Raw genomic sequence first — 18,524 nt, forward strand, 5'->3', positions numbered from 1 at the left:
AGAAAACACCGCGGGCGAGCCCTGCCGGCGATGTATCTAATTGCCCATGGTGATGTCTTTGAAGTTCTGTTGATTCATCGCCGGCTCAAGCTCCAGCGTCAACAGATGATTGACCGTTGAGTGGCTGGACAGATCCGAATTCCCATCGGGGGTCGATGTCGGCAATGGATTTCCCGTCTCAAAGCGGCTAATCCAGCCTTTGAACTTGTAGCTGCACAGAGCGTCCTTCTTCGAGTCATCTTTCCAGTACTCGATCTTCATGTCGACGATTTTGTCGCGGGTCACGACATGAGCCAGATCAAAGAGCCGCTGCAACGTGCCGTACGGCACATTCGTGTCATCGTGGAAGTCGATATAGATTTTGATCGCGGTGGAGAGTGTGCCCATCTCAGGCATTCCCGCGCGATCCTTCAAAGTGGCAAAACGCACTGTGCTGGCCAGCGCGTCAAACTTGTTTCCGTCTACCGTGACCGTGCTGCGTAATGGATTCGACATGTGAACAGCCCTCGCTTCTTCCTTTGGTTTTGGCGCTTTTGGTTGAACTTCAGGCGGCCAGTGCAGCAGCTGACGAAGAGCACGCGAGATAAGGTCAAACCACATCCCTGGCCTCCTCTGCGCTTAGCTTATGCACGCTACCTGCCCACGGACTCCTGCCTGGATCCCTCAGGAGTAAACTCTGGCGTATCGATCTTGAGGCGGAAGCTTTCTCCTGGTCCTGTCGGCATCACCTCCAGCTTCAGGTCGCAGATGCCCTGCATCCGCTTGTTCGCGTCGCGATCGATATCTAATTTGAAGTCGATCAAAGTACCAGCTTCCACCTGCTCCTGGAGCATGCGCATGATCGGCTTCTCGATCGCCTCATCCATGAACTCGCGCGTGAGTACCTGCCCGGCTACCTGCAAAAGGTAGTGTCGGCAGCAACGCTCGATGTAACGAATAATGCGATACGAGGTGAAGAACTTATAGACGCCGTAGGGATCGTCCGCGAGGGTTCTGCAACCGAAGAAGCAGAGTTTATTATCGGCGTCGCGAATGACGGGGATGAGCTGGCGCTCCATGCTGATGTGTTCCATCTCGCTGATGAGCGGTTCAATCCTTGCCTTCTCAGGTCCGGTTACCTGACCGAAGCGTGAGCCGACCGGTCCCTGCGCCATGCCGGCGCTGTCATCGGTGCGGGCCACGGCGCCGGCAAAAGCCAACGACGGAGGTCCGTAGAGATCATCCCCATTGTCGATCGTCTTCTCGAACCAGTGTTTCGCACGCAGCTGGAGATAACCCATGACCACAACATCGGCCGCGGCGCGATCTTCGGGTCGTTTGAGAAATTCGTACTTTCCTCCCGGCCGAAAGTTGCGCTCTACATTCTGAAACGATTTTTCGTCGTCAATGTCGGTGATGAGCAGAATGCCCCATTGGTTCGCGATGCTTTCCAGGCGCTCTCGCACCGGCTGACTGATCCAGCCCGGAATCACGAGATTGCAGATGTCATCGCGAAAGTTGAAGTTGTCATTGCGCTTTTTGCAGAAGTTCTCCACCGCCGCGATCGTCATGCTATACGCGCCTTTGATCTCACGGGGATCGGTATTCCAGATAAACAGCTCGATCGGCTTCCGCTGCTTGCCGTCGTAAATTTTTGTGTTCTCGAAGAAGGTTTGCAGCTCGCGATAGCTTCGCTCAATGGGGCGCAGTTGCGTGAAGACCTGTTCCAGCAGATCGTCGCGGATCTCTTCTGCCTGATTGATCTGCGATTGCAGCTTCGCGAGCGTTTCTTCAAAGCTATCTTCCCCACTCAGCAATGAGGTGATGTCCGTGAGCTGAGCAAGAAACTCGCGAGCACTCTGCGGCGTGAAGATGGAGGTTATGGAGCGATCTTCATCGATCAGCCCAGGATGCAGGTCAGCGAATATCTCCACCAGCACGTCGCGTGCGGGGGTATCTCCCAGAATCTGATTCGTTGACTTCGTGAGCGTCTCCATTATTTTTCTCCTTCTACGACCTTGTCGAGTTCATCGCGCAACTGCTCGAGCGCGGCGATGATCTGTTGGCGCTGTTCCGGATTGCTCCACGCGCGGCGCACCGCCGGCAGTTTCCAGCGGTCTTTGAGCCGATACATCAGATCGATGTTGTTCTTCAGGTCAGCCAGATCGTTCCGCAGATAAGCCACGGAACCGTCCTCGGCACGCACCTCCTGGCGAGTCATGATGTTGGAGGGTTCGAAGTCTTTAATGTTGCGAAAACGCAGATCAGCCTGGAACTCCGCCTCCTCCGCGCCAGCCCTTCCCTTGAACTTCATCTGGGGATTGAACTTCTCAAAGGCATTCTGGAGTGACTCCACCATCTCTGGCTCTTCATTCTCGGTGCGAACCTCTCGGCTCACCTGCTCTAAGGTCATAGGCATTGTCACCGCGCAGGTGCTTGTGGGGACCTTGCGAACTGAGGGCCGTACACTCTGACGTTTCACTTCGATGATCGGCATGGAACTCCTTCCGTTAACTCAACCGCGTTTTATTTGGATCGAACTCTGTGACGGTCTGAACAATCGTGTGCTCGCCGGGATTTCGCATCGGTGCACGCGCGCCACGGGCCGCCGCCTCGAACCCCGGCGGCGCCCGCCGGAATCCAGGCTGGGCTTCCCTGCGTGACGGAAGTTCAGCACCGGGCCAATACTCCGGGCGCACAGGCCGCGCAACGCGATTGTCGTAACGCTCGGGCCACAGCAACCGGGGGAGCCCGAACCAAAGGATAGCCAATAGCGCCGCGAAGCCCACAAAGACAAAGAATGGGCGCAGGAAGAGCAGGGGTGAGCCTCGGTCCATCCGTGCATCTGCCAGGAAGGCGCGCTGTTCGGCCTCTGTCGCTTCCCCTTCAAAGGAGGGAGTTGCAACCGGCGGTGCAACCCATAGGGCCTGTCTGTTCTCTACCTGAGTTGATCCATCCGGGAGAATAATCTTGGCGCGGAAGTGAACGATTCGACCTGCGAGCAGCGTACGAGACCCGAGACTCTCTGGAGCCTGGATCGCAACGGTCAGGCTTCCGCTCTGTGAAAGCGGCACAAGCTGAAAGGCCTTGCGGAGGTCGTTCACGTCGAAGGTGATCAGAGGCGGCCGCGTTCCCAGCCGGGTCATGGCGATCTCATCGATCGACTTTCTGTCGCCGAGCCCTATGGGCAGAACATCCACTCCGGATTGCTGCACAGCCGCTGTCGCAGCAGCAAGGCCACCCGAACCGGCAAGCAATCCCTGATCGTCTCCAGATTGCGGATGAACATCATTAGCGCCGTCTGTCAGCAAAAGGAGACGCGGCGGTTCGCCACCAGGATGATGCTGTTGCCGAAGCACCTCAACAGCCGCACGCACGGCTGAGTACAGCGCAGTGTTGTTGCGGACCTCGGGCCGAGGCAGTGCGTCCAGCTCTGCCTGCGCCGCGGCACGTGTGCCCACAAAATGCGCCGCAGAGATTGTGCTTTCCACGTTATGGCTATCAAACGGAACGATGGCCACGATGTCCTGACCATCGGAGAAATTCTTCAGATACTCCGCCGCTGCGCCCTTTGCGGCATCAAAACGGGATTGCCCGTCGAGGTCGCTTTTAAGCATGCTGCCACTCACATCAAAGAGCAGGAGCGCGGTCTGCGGCGGCCTTGCCTTGTCTGTCTCGCCCGCAGTCGCTGCGGCATAGAACGGCTTCACGGCCTGCCCATCGATCTGAACTTCGACATGCGACGCCAGCTGCTCTGCTGATGGAAGCTGCACATTCACTGGCTTGCCCGTCGCATCGACGAAATCGAATTTCATCCGAAAACACGGCTCCGCGCCCTCCGGTTCGCATTCGATAAGGGTTGGCTTGGTGAGAAAATCGAGGGAGACGGTTTGTCCGTGCGCCAAGGTCTGCAGCCATCCTGTGGACACAAAGACGAACGCGGCGATACGGAAAGACTTTGTCATCCGCGCAAGCCCTCCGCCTTCTTTGCGGCAAACATGAGGGTCGTGCGGCCCAGAATGATCAGCGTCTGATCATGGAGCTCGCAGGAAGAGGTGATCGAGCGGTTCTGTACCTTCAGAATGAAGCGACGCAACCCCGCCTCCGACATCACATCGGCGTGACGAGTTACATAGAACCGACCGTCTTTGCTGTAGATGCGAGCATGCCGGGGCGCGACTGAGCCATCTGGAAGATAAATATCTACTTCACGGCCATAAGTCGTCTTCGACAGATCGGCGCTCTGGCTCCCGATCACATAACTATCTCCTTCTTGAATGGACCACTCTTTCCTGCCGAGCTTGCCTATAGCTCGCGGGTCACCACTGTTGACGAAGCGGAGCACCCCATCGCGGAGAAAGATGGGGGCAAAGGCGATGCCGAAGCTGATGCCTGCGCCGGTGAGCACGAAGGCGAATGCCTGGGATATGCCGGGAAGCCACTGGCTCATGGTGCCGAAGACGATTCCGCCCAGAAAGCCTCCACACATTCCTCCCACCATTCCATGCGCGAGACGGGCACGGTTCACTGAAATCCAGCGAGCTCCCAGTCCCGCTCCGATCAGAGCGCCGCTCACCATCCAGCCCAAAACGGTGCCGAGAGCAAGCGCTCCAGGAAGTGCGGAACGCAAGGGCAGGTGCAGGACGCCGGACAGCATGCCGGCGCCGATGCCAATTGCAGCTCCCGTCACGATCCAGCGGGCCTGCAGGCGATTGCCCGCCCACTTCTCATCGAAAGCTACGGTGAAGCCGCCAATAAAGCCGCCCAGCAACGCAGCGGCGATCATCGCAGACGGCCACGCCGGAGCACCTGCCGGTATCAGCAAGACCAGCAGCGCCTGCGAAGCCCATGCGAGTAGACCGGCCATACCGCCTGCGAGCGACATGAAATATAAAGTTTGAAAGATATTCATGCAGAAGCAGGAACTCCGTACAAAACACAGCGAGGCATTCCCTTTCGGTTATGCTCTGTGAGGCAACGAACGCTTCATCACTCTTTGTGGATTGTCCCTATTTGCAGGGCAGCTGATGTGTCCATTCCTACGTTTTCGGTCCAATTCCTCTGGAATATTTCCTGCACCCACATCCATCATCGGAATCGCGACGATAGAAGCCATCGCTCTGTGTTCACGCTTTGTATACTGAAAAAGTTTTGGGCCTCTTTTCATAGTCAGGGGCATCTGCTGGAGCGTGTCTGATGTTCCATCGAGTTCTGGTTGCCGGTGTGGGTGCACTGGGCTCTGAGGTTGTGAAGAACCTCGGACTTCTGGGCTGTAAGTCGGTACTCCTGGCCGATGCCGATGTAATCGAAGAAAAAAACATCGCGAAGTCTGTGCTGCTGCGTGAAGGCACTCTCGCCGGTCAAAGCAAGATCTCGTGTTGCCTCGCTCGTCTGCGCAACTGGTTTCCGCAAACCCACTGGGACGGAGCGGCGGTAGAGATCGCCGACATTGAGCCGGAGCGCTTTCAGGAGGCCGACATTCTTTTCAGTTGCGTCGACACAGACCTGGCTCGTACGGAGATAGCCGCTCTTTCGGCGAAGTATGAATTGCCGGTCTGCGATGCTGGCCTGGGGGGTACAAGTACTCGCGTGGGCAGAGTGTCGTGGTTCCCAGGCACACGCTCGGCAGCCTGCTTTGCCTGCCTGCTCAGCAGCAGACGGCGGGCGGCGCTGTTCAGCCTGTGGGAATCGGAGGTATATGCCTGCTGGGCGCAAGAGGCAGATGCGGAAGACACATGGACGAGCACGCCTACAATGGCCTCTATCGTGGCTGGCCTGCAGGTAGAGCTCGCTGTCTCTGCCATTAATAACGCAGACGCAGCTTTCTCCGTGCATCTTGACCTCGATCAGGCGCCGGTTTCACGAACGATCCAACATCACCGCAGCGTGGAATGTCCTCTGCATGTCGAGGTGCCAGATACTCTATTTCCGATCTGCGCACGCGCCGAGTGCGGACAGTGCGGCAGGCAATTTTCGCCCGACCGGCGCATTGGCTGGCTACGGCGATGGGGAACCTGCCCTGCCTGCGGAAGCCGCGAGCTGATTGTCCGCGAGAGTCGACATGACCAGCTGGCTGGGACCTTCTCATGACGCGAATGCGAAATTACATTCTGCTCGCGGCACTTGGCATTCTTGTCGCGACAGCGCAACTTGTTGCCACGCGGTGGGGGCTCGCTGGCGATCTTGCCGGTGGCTTTCTTTCCGGAGTCCTCTTGCTGGCGGGCACGCGAGTGCTGATGCTTGAGATCGAAAAGACTTATCTGCTGCCGATCGTGGCGGCAGTTGCCAGCCTGTCCGGCCTTGCCTTTGCGATGGCCGGATCGGACGTGGCCACGCCGCATATTGCCTGGGTGGCTCCGTTGCTCGCGGCACTTCCGACCGGTATGACAGCGCTCGTCACTGGCATGCGCGGAAGAAAATGTCAGCTCTGCCGTACGCCTCTGCGCAGGTTCCTCTCTTTCTGCTGCCCACGTTGCCATATGGTCGCCTGTGAGAATTGTTGGCAGTTTGAGCGGGATCGCTGCCGCCTTTGCGAAGCAAATCAGATTCCACTGTTTCCCATCGATATCTCGTGGTGGCAGCAGTGCTTTGGCACTCAGGTGCATGGCGGGCGATGCACTCTCTGCCTTCGCGCCGCAGATGGGCGCGTGGCGCAGTGGGCCTGTGCGGGTTGTGGGTATGGCCAGTGCCGGTCGTGCTGGGACGACAACAATGGCCAGTGCAGCCGGTGCGGATGGATAATTCCGGACCTTCCACCTGAGGTAAGCACACATGCAGTCGCCGGAGCGCACCCCCAAACTATAAGCAGATCCATTGCGCAGGAAGATTCGCCGCACAGAAACGCCGACAGAAAGGAAGTTCGCAATGGCTAAATATCAGATTCTTTTTGATACGGTTCGAGCAGAACAGAAATTCAACGTCGATATTGACGAACAGGAGACGCTGGATGCCACGCTCGATGAGATCCTCTTCGAGCTCAGGGAGCGTGGTGACTACCTGAAGGGCGAGGGGCAGCCTCAGGTCGTCTGGAACGGTATGTCGCTCGATTTTTCTGTTCCACTTCCGCAACAGGGCGTGCGTGGGAACGACATTCTCCGCGTGTCGACGATCGTGCTGAACGGGTGATGGGCCGGAATGAATCTTCGTAATCGCCGCATCGACACGGAGTGGCAACTGCTCGCGGCTCTCGCAGATGCAAACCGCATGACGTTCGCTGCCATCACCCGGTCGGAAGATGAGTTTCGAATCGACATGCGAGAGTCACCGGCCTGGGTTGGAGGAAGACAGGAGCGGAAGATCGAAACAGCGCACATGCTTCGCTACGTCTACCCTCGCTACTATCCGTCCCTGCCGCTGGAGGGCTATTTTGTCCGTCCCATCTTTCACGTCAACGTCGACCTGACGACAGGGTTTGTCTGTCTCTGGCAGAACTATCGGCCAGCACAGACAATCGTGGACGCCATCCTTATTACCCGTGCCATCATGGCCGGCAAAGTTGCGAATTTGGACGCTGCCCACCGTATGCAGCAGGATGCTGCGCTCGAGTGCGAAGAATCTCCTGCGCTACCGATGATGCCCCTGATGCTGCCACCTGCCTGTCGTCCACTCCTGTCTCAGCGACATACCGGCAGGCGACGGCTTACATCCGAGCTCGATCCCCAGGTACCACGAGAGAATAAGTGTGCGATTTCTAATCCTGAGTGATATTCACGCCAACTGGGAAGCTTTGACCGCCGTCCTCGAGGACGCAGCGAGTCGGCACTACCAGGCCGTACTCTGCCTCGGCGATGTTGTGGGTTATGGGCCGAATCCCAATGAAGTTGCGGCCTGGGTTCGCACGCATGCAGATGTAGTCATTCGAGGAAATCACGACAAGGCTTGTTCCGGAAGCACGGCCTTCGATTCCTTCAACATGGCGGCGCAGTGCTCTTCGCGCTGGACCAGAGAGGAGCTGCTAGACGACCACAGGCAGTGGCTGCGCAACCTGGATCGGGGCCCCGTGCTGGTAGAAAACTTTGATCTCGTGCATGGCGCTCCCGATGATGAAGATCGTTACATGTTCCATGAACATGAAGCGGAGGCAGGCCTGCGGAGTGCGAGCGAGCAGCTTACTTTTTTCGGACACACCCATGTGCAGGGAGGCTTCGTTGGCGAACTGTATCGACGCAGCCTAGAGGTATCTCGCCTGCACGCTCTTCCTGATCAGATGGCAATCGTTGTGGATCGAAGATATCTGCTGAATCCCGGCGCAGTGGGGCAGCCCCGTGATGGCAATTCCCGCGCCGCATATTGCATCTATGATTCGGCGATGAGAATCGTCGAATTCTGCCGGGTAGAGTATGACATCCGCACAGTGCAGGACAAAATACTTGCGGCTGGACTTCCCGAGGAACTGGCCTTTCGCCTCGCATCCGGCGATTGATCGGCAATCATCGGCGATTCGCGACCAGGAATGCGTTCATAGCATCAGCAACTTCACTGTAGCCGGTCTGGTCGGTTGCGCCTGTTAGGTTTTCGGCGGGTTTATCGACAAGACTCACGTAGAGAAACAGGCTGATGTCCGCCACACCGACTTTGATGCTACGCAGCTCTGAAAACGGATACTCTTTTGAGCTGATGAGAAATGATAGAAGAGTCTTTCGTACGCTCAAAGCACCTGTATCCGCCGAAAGGGTGATCTGCGTCTTAATTTGCCCTATCACGCCTAACACCAAAAATGGTCCTGCAATCACAATGGGAATAAGCCAGGTTAACCGAAGGGCGGGATGAATAGGACGGGGCACGTTTTTCCACAAAGAAAAAATCACACCATAACCTATCACCAGACACAACAGGCTAACGATCCAAATCCAACCAAAAGAATGGGAATTAAAAGGAGGGGCGACGACAACCAATTCATGCGCAGTTTGTGACGCAACGTATAGGTCAGTTGGATATCCAGCCACTTTGCTCACTCCGCCAGGGTCCACGTGGGTTTCATTTCACGTTCCATTTGTTTGCAGCCGAGCTGTGCAAAAATCTCCGCCAAAGGCTGTGCCGACACGATCAGGATACCGCCGTCCTCCGGGCTCTCCCGTATATAAAGCGAGATACCGCGCAATACACTTGTGGTAAACGGTTCCATCGATTCAGCAAGCGCCGCTTTCTCAATCAGTGGCACATACCAGGGAAAGATGCGAAATACACGGTCCTGAATGAAGCCCAGAAAGAGCCCTTTCAGGTCCCGCAGCAAAACGGCGGTTTCAACATGACTCACAAGCTGCAGTCCGCAACCCGTCCCCAGCATGGTGGTCATCGCGTCGAGTCTGGCATTTGCGTGAGCCGTCACGCGGAACACAGAATGCAGCATGGGCCCTGTCCCCGAAGCCGACTCTATGTTTTCCATGTCTTCCATCTTCCACATGCGGGGCGCAGGGCGATGCGGCCACACACCCAGGCCAGCTTCTGGAATCCAGTCACGTGCGTGGTCGGCGAATAGACGGGTTGCTTCCTGTTCACGCACCTGCCCTACCTGTATAAAGCTCTCATGGCCGCAGCCGAGACGCGCAGTGAAATAAGAGACCAGTTCCTGCAGAAATGCTCGCGCAGGATCGTAGGAGTCAGGCCGTAGACCCCGAGGCGCGGGAATGAGGTAGGACTCGAAGCCTCCTTCCTGCCCTTCGAGGCTCAACTCCTTCACAGGAAGATATATTCGAATATCTTCCGTATTTTTTGTCGGCAGCAATGGTTGATTGACAATCAACGACTCAGCCCTCCCAATATCGATATCCCTTACTGCGCATCTCTCCAACAATCGATGCAATCAAAGACGTCAAATTGTCTTTGCAGGCCAGGATGATTCCCTCATCTTCAGGGCTTTCGTTGATGTAAACGTCAAAGACTTCGAACCAGCGGCGAATCTGCTGGTCAGTCTGCGCAAAAAAATCTTGCGAAGCAAGTTTAGGGAGCACAAAAAGTATCCCTTCGTACTCCAGGTCTCGCGGGATCCCGACTCCGAATATCTCCTTCGTCTGATCGCGAAAAGGCGACAGCAGAGCCTTAGTTTTCTCCTGCATCTTATCGACATCGAAAACCGAAAATACTTGCTTCATGGCAGGATGATTTCGTATAAAGCCAGGTATCTGATTCGGCTTGTGCGGATTGAAATCTTCGAGCAGAATTTTTAATCCCGAGTGATTGCGGAGAAATTTCGGAATGATCATCTGCGTTTCTGCCGGGGGAGGCGTGGCGGCGATGGTTTCCTCCGCATCTGGCTTCCGGAAAAAAACCGTTAGACCGCCATATCCTAGATAACGCCCCCGCAGCACGTCAGCGTCCCTGCCCAAAAACCACCACGCCTGCTGCGGAGCATAATCATACGGACGAAATTCTTTCTTTTTGCTGGCAAGCAATTCCACTTCCTGGTCCGACGCCGGGATAGGCTGTTTTCCCCGGGGCAACCAGCACCGTCCCAGCATGGGGTACTCCTTCATCATCGCGTTCAGAAATTCCTTGCGCAGTTGCTCATTTTCGTCGACGACCTGCATCTGCATGAAATGCTCTGCCTGCAGACCGCTTGCCTCGGATAAACGAGCGGACAGACGGGTAAAAAACTCCAACAGCCACTCCCGTTGGCCGCGCGGAATCGATCCAAGGTTCACTGGAATCCAGAAAAGTGAACAGCTGCGCATCGACTCTGCCCAGCGCCAGGGCAGTAATGTTTTCGAATCTACTCCGAGTATTTCCTCGCTTTTTAGCATGCTAGCCTGATCTCTACATGAACTGGTTGATGGCCCAGGTAACTCCAGCCTGGATCTTTGCCGGGACAGCCTGGAGGATGCCGCCGAGAAACTTTACGCTGGCGCCGCCGGCATGCGCGGTCGCAACCACGGCTTTACTTGTATTCACGGCTACCTTGGCTATAACACCGGCGCCTTGCATACTGACGCCACTCCATCTGTTTTTAGTACAGTCGATCTCATTTTTATTAAAACCGCAGTCCATTTTCTCAACGAAGACTGCATTGGTAGTTCCGTTCACTCCATAATTTGCGCCATTCACATCCAATTTAAAAATTGATCCTGAACTGTAAAAACCGGATGTGTAATCCAGCTTAAGATACCTCTGCCAAGTCCCTTTCATGTCCGCTGCAGTGAACCAGTGGCTCTTGTCCTCGTTCAAATTCGACGGATGTGCATCCACATGGTTATCGACCTGCTGCGATACCGCCACATCAATTTCAGTGCGGATCGTCGGACCGACTGTCGTATGCGTATTCTTTCCGGAGATATACATTTTGTGATCATTGCCAAAAGTCCGGCTGTGATCTCCAACGTAGCTTACAGTCGACTCACTCGTGACCTGCACGTTGGAGTTCCCGGTGACTACCTTCACATAGTTGGAGACAACGCTCTTGGTATAGTCCCCGATGATGGTTGCAGTAGAGGAACCCTGTACGTGCTTCAGATAATTCGATTGGACCGTTTTGCTATAGATGCCGGTGATGACGTTCGTCGATGTCCCGGTAATGGTTTTGGTGTAGTCCAGCGCCACGATCTTTGAGTAAAACCCGAAGATGGTGTTGCTCGAACTCCCCGTCACATTTTTTACATAGTTGCTAAACACGTTTTTCGTGTAATTCCCTGTCGTATTGATCAGTGAATTCATCATTACGTCTCTGGTGTAATTCTGCATGACCGTGATGTTCTGGTTCATTTCCACTAGGTAGATCTCATTCATACCGATGGTCACATCCTGGTTCATGCCGATCCGCATGATGCGATTCTGATCTACGTGCAGCTGCTGATCACCGTGAACCACTGAGACATCCGTGCCTGAATACAGCAATGCGGCTGGAGTATTGATTGCCGCCAAGGTGATGCTCGCCACCGAAGCAACCCTTCTATCGGTCACGGGGTCTTTAACGCGCCGCGCCGTCTTTATGCTTCCGTCAAAGACTGCCATGTCTCTCTCCTCTTAGTTGCCCACTTCTCGCGACCAGTATTTTGAGTGAAAATGAATGCGCCCATTGGGGGCGTTGAAGATGAGATCGCCTTCCTCGACGTTCATCACAATCGCAGGACGACCTGTCTCTTCACACTTCTCGTGCAGCACCAACTTCGCATGAACGGGCGTCGCAATTCCGATCGACTCCGCGCCTTGCTTATCGATGAGCGAGATGCGATGGCCGCTCTTGGTGACGATTCGCTTCACGTCGTTCTCGTGTGTCTCTCCGCCCCAGAAGTCCTCGTTCGGAATGGCGTCCGACATATTCCAGGCCGAGCCCAGGATTACTGGCCTCTCGGGGTCTCCCTCTTCGAAGGCGACGAGCACCTCATCGCCGACCTCCGGACGGAAAAACAATCCTCGGCCTGCACCGGCATAAGGAGTCAGGTGGCGTATCCATGTGGTCTGCCCCTGCTCCTGCCAGTAGTACTGTACCTGTACCTGACCCTGTCTCTGAGGATCATCAATGTTAACCACGCGCGCGGAATAGACACCCGCAATCGAGGGTCGAACGGGATGTGGGTTCGACCGGTACTTTGTCCACGGTGTGCAGTGAAACTGATTTGTATACCCCTCCGGATCCCAGCGATGCACAACACGCACTATGTTGTACTTGCCCGCGCCCTCGACAATGCCGTTCGCCTGCACATTCTGTCCCGGAGACAGCGCCTCGCAGCGGCTTATCCCTTCACACAGCAAGCGGCTGCCGATGGACCACTCCGATTCCTGCTGCAGCGAGGTCTGATAATCGCCGATCGACTTCACCCGGTTACGCCACGGTTTGTATCCAGATTTCAAGACCGATTTTGCCTGCTGCTTCACTGCGCTGGTAAAGGCATCCACCGCTCCACTCAGCGCCGGATCCTGCGATACCTGCAGGAAACTCTCGCTCTTTGAAGTGGAGAAATCGTAGTGGCAGCCATCCATGGAGGCCACACCCAGCGAGCCGCCTACAGTGAACTCAACGAGCCCATTCTTCTGATCGCTACGCCACTGCATGTCAGGGCCGGCATCGGAGAATCCTGAGTCGATGCGGACACCGTCGTCCGTCGCTACGAGATAAAGTCCAAAATCATCGCAGAGACGCCATAGAAAATGCCAATCCGTCTCGTCCCACTGCACCAGATCCAACGGGGCTTTTGTGCCGCCCCCGGTCTTCGCGGTTACATTGATCCCGTCGCCGCCACCCATCTGTTGCGCGACATCGGCCAGCGTGAGCGGTCCGTAATATCTGTGACGAGGCGCAAGATCGAGCTTATAGCTCGCGCTTACCGCCTTGATGATGACGGCGAAGCTGCCGGAGGTCTGATACGTCAACTTCACATCCAGGACGAAGCCCACGAAGATCTTGATTCCAGATGCTGTCGGCTGCAGTGAGATGGAACGTCCGATCCATCGATCGATCGGTGGACGGCTGTCCGCAGTCTGGTGAAATTCGATCTCACACCAGGAGTGCCGATTGAGCTCTTTGACCACCTCCACTCGACTCACGGTACCTTGACGTCCGCTCCAACTTGATTCGAGTTCCGCTCCGTCGATCAGAATATTCAGTGCGATCGCTGACACAAGACCTCCCTTTTGCGCGCATCTTATGGGGTATGGCTGAAACTGTTGAGCGTTACCGACCCTCTGAAGCCGAACCTGCCCGCATCCACATCCTCCGGAAGCCCGGTCCAGTCACTGAGCAGCTTCCATTTATGACCGTCGCCCAGTGATGTCATGATGTGGCCTGGAAGAATCTGGAGCAGGATCTGATACCTGGACATCGGCGGGAAGATAACTCTGTTTCCATTCGGCACCCTCTTTCCTGCCTTGATCGTGAAGAGCTCCAGACCGGTCCGATCGAGAGAGAAGAGGAGATAGTTGTTCGAATCACGATAATCTGCAACCCACTCCACCTTCGGCTTACTGAATAGAAACGCATGACCGATGGATCCGGAAAAGACATATCTGCCGTGACCTGGCTGGGCGTTGTAAAGACCTATATCTGGACTGCTATGCGTCAGGGTGTGGCTCTGTGCGTCGATTGTCCAGGAAGCGGGCTCCCAACCTGCAATAGACGGAGCCGCCTTGTCGATCGTAATGGGCGCGAGCGCGAGGTTGACCGGTATCGAACCCTCGGCGGTAACATCTACGGCTTCGGCACGATCGATATAACCGTTTGCACGCGCGATGAAGTGATATCTGCCTTCTGGAAGGTCGAAATGTGTGCCGGTCACCGACACTTGTTTTCCGTTCGGCGCATAGACGGTCACATCGCTATCAGCGGGATTCAGTTGCAATGAAACCGTTCCCTCGCCCGTATCGAGCTTCAGCTCGGCAACATGGGCCTTGTCCTCACCCTCGACGAGATTCACATCCAACACGGCCGCCTTTCCGTGGCGACGAGCTTCAATGTGGTGGGCACCCGCCGAAAGCGCCGAAACCAGCAGGACACCATTCGTGCCAGTGGTTCCGGCATCTTTGCCATCCACCAGAATGTTCGCACCAGGCAACGTTCGCACGCGCAGGGGAATCAAGGCAGGGTTCAGCTTGAGATGAAACGTCACAGTTGTGTTTTGACCTTGCGTGATCACAACCTTCTGTTCGTTGGCAGGCGCCGAAGCCGAGGTCGTCGCCTGCAAGGTATAGCTGCCGACAGGCAGATCCGCTATATCCAACTTACCGGCGACGCTGGTGCCTTCGTGTATCGTCGTCGTGCCATGTAACAACTTGAGGCTCACGCCATCAATGTCTGTCAGGACCGTCAACGACCCTGGAGTTGGTGCATTCTCGAAGGTCATCAACAACAGTCGCTCCGAGCCGCTCGCTACTCTGCTGACCAGAGCACTAAAGTTCTTCCTGGCTACGATCGTATGCAACCCCGCCGGGAGCGCAGTATCCAGACCACTGCTGTTCGTGATGCCCCTCGCTGCTCCGTCGACCGTGACGGACATCGCAGGACTCGTATATACATGGGCTTGCTGCGAGGCAATGCTTACCAGCAGCGCAGACCCGGATTGGCTGGCATGAATAGGAGCGGCAAGTATAGCTGGTGCGCCATCACTGACATTCACCTGGAAGGTCGCATCATATCCACCTCGTCCACGCCAGTGGAGCGTATGGTTGCCGGCAGCGAGTTCGCCGGAAAAAGCTCCCATCGGAAGAGCGACGGCTGGGGCGCCATCCAGACTCAAAGTACCCCGGCCAGCAACACGGAGCTGCTGGCTTAAAGGTCGTAGCGCAAAATTAATCTCTCCATGGTGTCCCGCAGAGTTGTCGATCGTCTCCGATTGACTCTCATAGCCGCCCAACCGTGCTTCGAGGCTAGTCTTTCCCTCGGGCATTCTGAAGGTCAGCGTTGGCGCGGCAATACCAATCTCCTGTCCATCGCGCAGGATATGCGCACCGGAAGGAGTCGAGCGAACCGTAACGTCCGGAAGTACGGGCGATGCAATGGAGGCTTGCGCAGGCGGCTTGTGCGAAGCCGCTCTATGCCACAGAAACGCACCCACAATCATAAGCAGAAGTGTCGTGGCGCCAATGGAGAATGCTGGCAGCAGTTTTCTGCTCTGTTTGATCGAGGTCGTTTTCTTCAGAGCAGCGTCGGGACCGGATGAGGCAGTTGGCTGCGCTGTCGGTACTGCGATCGTATGCAGACGATCACGCAACATGCGCGACTCATTCTGAAACTCTTCGTCGTCCCGGTAGCGTTCCGCAATGCCTTCAACAGAGGCGATGTGTTCGTGGAGAGAGGGAACACTTACGAGCGTGTCTGCTTCCAGCCTCTTACGACGCACCACCTCAAGATCGCGGCTGCGCAGCTCGTCGCGGCTTGTATCCATCTCGCGCAGCGCCTGGCGAAGACGGGCGTTGCGTGGATATTCGGCGCATGCGCCTTTGAGCAGGCGGATCGCTCCGCCCAGGTCGTTGTTGGTACGGAGCTGCCGGGCCTGGGAAAGAAACTCATCTGCCTGCTGGTGCTCGGCCTGTTCGTCCAGAAATCGCAGCAATCCGGTCGCAGCGTGGTTCCCTTGATCCAGATTCAGGATTTCTTTCAGATAGATCCGGGCCTGCGGCGGATCGCTCTGGCAGGCGCGGGCGGCACGCAGCAACCCTTCAACCAGCTCTGCCCGGGCTCGCTTCACCTTTGAGCCGATCTCGTAGGCGCTACGCAGCTTCTCCAGGCCTTGCCCGATCACGCCTTCATCCAGGAATTTGCGGCCCTCGCGAATCTTCCGCTCCGCTTGCTCCGCCAATGCCTGGTGCTGGTGAATATAGGTATGAATCTCCGCAAATTCCGCATCGTTCGGGAATTCCTCAACTGCGGGCGAGAGAAGGCGTAATCCCTCCTCGAAGTCTCCTGCTTCTACCGCCTGGCTGATCTGCGTGGTCCAGTAGTTCTTGCGAGCCATGCGCTCGCCAAGCTGCCTCCGCAACCGCACATTCTCTATTTCAAAGCCCAGTCCTGGAAACATCGGATAAATCGTCTGCAGTGTCTCCCACTGCACCAGAGCTTCGCCATGAAGCTCGCGCGCCTCAAGCTCACGCGCCCGACTCACAATACCGTTCACCAGATCGCGCTTCTCGCGGGTGCCCTGGAGCAGGCGGCTGAATTCAGGGACCTCTCCGTTCTCGCGCACCACTTCTTCCAACATTTGCACGCGATGATCGAGATCCGGTTCGTTCTCGACTGCCTCCTCCACTTCGATAAGGCGGAGGGAGACCGCCCGGCGCCAACGCTGTTCGGTATCAAACCTGAGCGCTTTGAAGAGCGTGTGTTGGGGGAACTTTTCAAGGAACCTGTCACAAAGCTGGGAGGCTGTGGCATAATCGCCGCGCTCAAGCGCCTGTTTGGCCTCGCCATAGCTGGCAGCAATCGCCTCGTGCTCGGAATGCAGCCGGTTATAGAGGCTTTGATAAGCTGCGATCTGCCCTGGCTCCTTCAGCTCGGGAGCCTGCGCCTCAAGCTCCAGCACCAGCTTCATCTTGCTGAGCGCCGAGGTAATCTCGTTCCGCCGCTCGGCATCGAGCGCCACCGCATAGGCTTCACGTTTGTGCTCGCGGATCCGCTGCACCTCCGACTCCCGACGCTCCACCTGCGACAAGAATTGAAGCGCCCGTTCTTCGCCTGGTTTTGTTTCGAGGATGCGTTGCGCCGCCTGCCGGGCGTGAGAGAACGAGAACTTGTCGAGGTGTTGCTGGCCGACACGCAGCCAGTCTGCGATATCCGCCTCAGCGCGCCGCGCTTCAATATCATGTTGCAGCACGAGGGCCTCTTCCAGGCGAGGTTCCAGGTGTAACGCCTCACTCACCCTCTGCAGCGCCAGCCGATACTCGCCGTCCTGCACACGTGCGCGTGCACTCTCGAGCAGATGATCGATGCTCCTCTTCTTCGTGGCGAACTTAATGTTTGCAGCCAGGGACTCCAGTTCCTGTGTGAGGTAGCCCTCCGATTCGAGTTCGCTGACCAACTCCTGCGCAAATTCAAGATTTCCCTGCTGGTATGCCTCGGAGGCCTTGTCGAGACGCGGTGCAAACTTATCCGGATCAAAGACAAGAAAAGAATCGTCATGGTGCGCCCGCCGCAGATATTCACTGAATTCTTTGACGCTCGCGAAACGATGCCTGGGATCCTTGGCCATCCCCTTGCAGATCACCTGTCCGATGGACACGCTGACGTTTGGATTAAGAGAGGACGCCGGCGGTGGGTTGAGATGTCGAATGGCTTCGATCACTGCATCTTCGGTGGAGGCGAGAAATGGCTGTCGCCGAGTAAGCACCTCGTAACAAACCACGGCCAAAGAGAAGACATCCGAGGCGCGAGTGAGCGGCTTCATCGAGAGCTGCTCTGGAGACATATAAAGCAGCGTGCCTTTGCGGCCCACCGTGCGGCTTACATCCAGCCGGTGAGCCACACCGAAATCGATGATCTTTACCGAATCGTCTTCGAGGATGAAGAGATTGCTGGGCTTGATGTCGCGATGCAGAAGGCCGAAATCGTGCGCCGCCTGCAATCCGCGGCCCACCTGGGAGAAGATGTCAACGCAACGCTCCGTTGAAAGCGGCTGAGGTGAGGAGCGGATGATCGAAGCAAGCGTGATGCCGCGTAGCAACGGCATCACGAGGTAGGGTTGACGAATGCCATCCTCGTCGAAGCTGCCTACATCCCTGATCTCGACAATATTCGGATGCGCCAGAGCGGATTGCTTGTGGCATTCCTCATAGAACAACTTCAAAGCCGTAGCATCGTTCGCATCCAGCAGGACCTTGAGCGCGACGTCTGTGTTGAGGACAGTATCGAAGGCGCGCCACACAACGCCCATGCCCCCTTCGCCAAGCTTCTCCTTCAACTCGTATCGGCTTTTGGTCTTCTTCGCCATGGTTTGGAAACGCAGGAGCAACTGCTGAAGACGAGGACGTCCCTTTCCCATTCGGGCGCACAACATCTGCAGTAAGAGCTTTGTCTCCTCCCGAAGGCACACGTCAGAACGATAGTTAACCTCGCACACACGAGCCTGTGCTGGCTGAAGCTTGAGCTCAGAATAGCTCCCGATCCTTGCGTGGCCTTGTCCATAACG

At 56.3% G+C, this 18,524-nt stretch carries 16 protein-coding genes; 5 read left to right on the forward strand and 11 right to left on the reverse strand.

The window, feature by feature from the left end:
* Positions 1-36: 36 nt before the first annotated feature.
* The 5 genes from BDD14_RS08310 to BDD14_RS08330 are packed head-to-tail and all read right to left on the reverse strand — an operon-like array spanning position 37 to position 4,891.
* A complete protein-coding gene (locus BDD14_RS08310; RefSeq protein ID WP_242617826.1) occupies positions 37-600 on the reverse strand; it encodes a hypothetical protein in 564 nt (187 codons plus the stop codon).
* A gap of 32 nt (positions 601-632) precedes the next feature.
* Entirely contained in the window at positions 633-1,976 is a 1,344-nt protein-coding gene (locus tag BDD14_RS08315) for a hypothetical protein (protein WP_130418392.1), read from the reverse strand.
* The gene (locus BDD14_RS08320; protein WP_130418393.1) at positions 1,976-2,476 is read right to left on the reverse strand and encodes a type VI secretion system contractile sheath small subunit; all 501 of its coding nucleotides are present in this window, start codon (positions 2,474-2,476) and stop codon (positions 1,976-1,978) included. Before BDD14_RS08320 ends, BDD14_RS08315 begins: the two co-directional genes overlap by 1 nt.
* Before the next feature lie 13 nt (positions 2,477-2,489).
* Positions 2,490-3,944, reverse strand: coding sequence for a vWA domain-containing protein (locus BDD14_RS08325; RefSeq protein WP_130418394.1), 1,455 nt, complete (start codon positions 3,942-3,944; stop codon positions 2,490-2,492).
* Positions 3,941-4,891 carry an FHA domain-containing protein gene (locus BDD14_RS08330; protein ID WP_130418395.1) on the reverse strand — a complete coding sequence of 317 codons (951 nt, stop codon included), beginning with the start codon at positions 4,889-4,891 and terminating at the stop codon, positions 3,941-3,943. Before BDD14_RS08330 ends, BDD14_RS08325 begins: the two co-directional genes overlap by 4 nt.
* Before the next feature lie 284 nt (positions 4,892-5,175).
* Here BDD14_RS08330 and BDD14_RS08335 point away from each other — a divergent pair, with 284 nt between their 5' ends.
* The 5 genes from BDD14_RS08335 to BDD14_RS08355 are packed head-to-tail and all read left to right on the forward strand — an operon-like array spanning position 5,176 to position 8,401.
* A complete protein-coding gene (locus BDD14_RS08335) occupies positions 5,176-6,069 on the forward strand; it encodes a ThiF family adenylyltransferase (protein ID WP_130418396.1) in 894 nt (297 codons plus the stop codon).
* Entirely contained in the window at positions 6,066-6,851 is a 786-nt protein-coding gene (locus tag BDD14_RS08340; protein ID WP_130418397.1) for a hypothetical protein, read from the forward strand. Before BDD14_RS08335 ends, BDD14_RS08340 begins: the two co-directional genes overlap by 4 nt.
* Positions 6,844-7,104, forward strand: coding sequence for a hypothetical protein (locus BDD14_RS08345; RefSeq protein ID WP_130418398.1), 261 nt, complete (start codon positions 6,844-6,846; stop codon positions 7,102-7,104). Before BDD14_RS08340 ends, BDD14_RS08345 begins: the two co-directional genes overlap by 8 nt.
* A gap of 9 nt (positions 7,105-7,113) precedes the next feature.
* Complete coding sequence (locus BDD14_RS08350; protein WP_130418399.1) at positions 7,114-7,683, forward strand: ubiquitin-conjugating enzyme family protein; 570 nt, start codon at positions 7,114-7,116, stop codon at positions 7,681-7,683.
* Complete coding sequence (locus BDD14_RS08355; protein WP_130418400.1) at positions 7,661-8,401, forward strand: metallophosphoesterase family protein; 741 nt, start codon at positions 7,661-7,663, stop codon at positions 8,399-8,401. Before BDD14_RS08350 ends, BDD14_RS08355 begins: the two co-directional genes overlap by 23 nt.
* A 7-nt stretch (positions 8,402-8,408) precedes the next feature.
* On the opposite strand, the gene BDD14_RS08360 is transcribed toward BDD14_RS08355, so the two are convergent.
* Genes BDD14_RS08360 through BDD14_RS08385 form a run of 6 tightly spaced genes read right to left on the reverse strand, consistent with a single transcriptional unit; the run spans position 8,409 to position 18,377 of the window.
* A complete protein-coding gene (locus BDD14_RS08360; protein WP_165419984.1) occupies positions 8,409-8,924 on the reverse strand; it encodes a hypothetical protein in 516 nt (171 codons plus the stop codon).
* Positions 8,925-8,929: 5 nt separating this feature from the next.
* Positions 8,930-9,721 carry a hypothetical protein gene (locus BDD14_RS08365; protein ID WP_165419985.1) on the reverse strand — a complete coding sequence of 264 codons (792 nt, stop codon included), beginning with the start codon at positions 9,719-9,721 and terminating at the stop codon, positions 8,930-8,932.
* Between the two features lie 4 nt (positions 9,722-9,725).
* Positions 9,726-10,718 (reverse strand): hypothetical protein, encoded by a 993-nt coding sequence (locus BDD14_RS08370; RefSeq protein ID WP_130418403.1) that lies wholly within the window; start codon positions 10,716-10,718, stop codon positions 9,726-9,728.
* 13 nt (positions 10,719-10,731) lie between these two features.
* Complete coding sequence (locus BDD14_RS08375) at positions 10,732-11,922, reverse strand: hypothetical protein (RefSeq protein ID WP_130418404.1); 1,191 nt, start codon at positions 11,920-11,922, stop codon at positions 10,732-10,734.
* Positions 11,923-11,934: 12 nt separating this feature from the next.
* Positions 11,935-13,530, reverse strand: a complete 1,596-nt coding sequence (locus tag BDD14_RS08380; RefSeq protein WP_130418405.1) for a phage baseplate assembly protein V — start codon at positions 13,528-13,530, stop codon at positions 11,935-11,937.
* Positions 13,531-13,553: 23 nt separating this feature from the next.
* Complete coding sequence (locus BDD14_RS08385) at positions 13,554-18,377, reverse strand: protein kinase domain-containing protein (protein WP_165419986.1); 4,824 nt, start codon at positions 18,375-18,377, stop codon at positions 13,554-13,556.
* Positions 18,378-18,524 lie beyond the last annotated feature (147 nt).

The organism is Edaphobacter modestus (assembly GCF_004217555.1).
In the GTDB taxonomy this organism is placed as follows: domain Bacteria; phylum Acidobacteriota; class Terriglobia; order Terriglobales; family Acidobacteriaceae; genus Edaphobacter; species Edaphobacter modestus.